Source organism: Streptomyces sp. NRRL S-495, from assembly GCF_000966955.1.
Classification (GTDB): Bacteria; Actinomycetota; Actinomycetes; order Streptomycetales; family Streptomycetaceae; genus Kitasatospora; species Kitasatospora purpeofusca.
Genome location: NZ_JZWY01000762.1, coordinates 1 through 1,815, shown reverse-complemented (window position 1 = coordinate 1,815; position 1,815 = coordinate 1). Strand labels below are relative to the sequence as shown.

At 77.5% G+C, this 1,815-nt stretch carries 1 protein-coding gene and 1 pseudogene; both read left to right on the top strand.

The window, feature by feature from the left end; genetic code table 11:
- Positions 1–1,407, top strand: a pseudogene (locus tag VR45_RS32900) (hypothetical protein); the annotation flags it as partial.
- Between the two features lie 89 nt (positions 1,408–1,496).
- On the top strand, positions 1,497–1,815 hold a 319-nt coding region (locus VR45_RS32895; RefSeq protein ID WP_159394436.1), incomplete at its 3' end, for an ATP-binding cassette domain-containing protein.

The following is a 1,815-nucleotide window of genomic DNA, read 5'->3' as shown; positions in this document are numbered from 1 at the left end:
CGCGGTGCCTACGCGGGCACTGGCACGGACCCCCAACTCGTCCTCTCACCGGTCCTCCTGGCGCTGGTCACGGTGGGGGTCCTGCTCCGGCTGCTGCCCCCGCTGGTGCGCCGGGCCACCCGCTCGGCGCGGCGCTCGCGCGGCCTGGTCCCGTTGGTGGCGCTCGCCCGGGCCGGGGCGCAGAGCGGCGCGGCCGCGCTCTCCCTCCTGGTCCTGGTCCTGGCCATGGGCTACGGGGTCTACGGGGGGCTGGTACCGCGCACCCTCGCGGACGGGCAGGAGCAGATCGCCGACTGGCGCACCGGCGGGGCACCCGTCGCCCTGGTCGGACCAAAGGACCGGCTGTCCGGCGACCTGCCGTCGCTCCCCGCCGTCGGGCACCGGGTGACGGTCACCGGCGCGAGCGGGGAACTCACCGCGCAGGACGACGGCACCACCTTCCCGGGCGCCCGGTTCGTCGGGCTGGACGCCGCCGCACTGGGCGCCGCCGATCCCTCCTCCCCCGTGGCCCGCGCCCTGCTGGCCGCCGACGGGGCCGACGCGGCGGTCGGACGGACCGGCGCCGGCAGCGACGTCCCCGTGCTCACCGCGCTGGCCGACCCCGGACTCGCCGCCCGGTTCCCCGACGGCACCTTCGAGCTGACCGCGCTCGGGACGGGCCGCTCCCTGGTCCACGTGGTCGGCGCCCTGCCCGAGGAGGCGCTGCGCGACCCGGTCCTCGGGCCGGCGCTCGGCGGCGGGCCCCGGCCCGGCGCCCTGCTGGTGTTCACCGGCCCGTCCGCGGAGCGTCTGCCCCCCCAGAGGAACCACGCGTCCGCCCTCCTGCTCTACCCGGCCGCCGGCGGACCGCCCCTGGACCCGGCCGCGGTGCGGGCCGCCGCTGGCGTACAGCTCGCTCCCACCGGCCTGCCCGGACCGCAGGTCGAACTCCGCGACCGGGGCGAGGAGCTCGACGCGCTGCGGTCGGACGGGCTGGCACGCTCGGCCCGGCTCGCCTTCCGGGCCACCACCGCGCTCGGCCTGCTGCTCGCGCTCGGTACGTTCGCCCTGGACCTGCTGCTCAGCGCCACCGAACGCGCCCGGACGACCTCCTACCTGCGGACCCTGGGGATCGGCAGCCGGGCGGTGCTCGGCCTGCAACTGCTCCAGCAGCTGCCGCTGGTGCTGGCGGCGGCGGTCGGCGGCACCTCGCTCGGCCTGCTGCTGCCCGCCGCGCTCGGTTCCGGCCTGCGGCTGGGGGCACTCACCGGCGGGCCGTTCGAGCCCGCCGTACACATCGACTGGACGATCACCGCGGGTCTCGGCGTCGCGCTGGTCGTGCTGATGACGGCGGCCGCCGTCCTGGAGGCGGCGATCAGCCGCCGACGCGGACTGGGCGCCGTACTGCGACTCGGGGAGGCACTGTGACCGTCCGACGGACCGAACGACCCGCGGCCGGGGCCGCAGGACCCGCATCCGGGACCGAACGGCTGCCCGGGTCCGGGACCGAACGGCCGATGGTGGCGTGCCGGAGCCTGGTGCGGATCTACCGCACCGGCACCCGCGCCCGTGACGGGGTCGAGGTGCAGGCCCTGCAGGGGCTCGACCTCACCGTGCGGGAGGGCGAGTTGACAGCCCTGGTCGGCGCCTCCGGCTCCGGCAAGTCCACCCTGCTCGGCATCCTGGCCGGCCTGGACACCCCCAGCGCCGGCACCGTCGAGGTGGCCGGCACCGACCTGGGCGGGCTCAAGCGCCGCGAGCGGACCGCCTACCGGCGCCGGACCGTCGGGGTGATCCAGCAGCAGACCGCGCGCAACCTGCTGCCCTACCTGACGG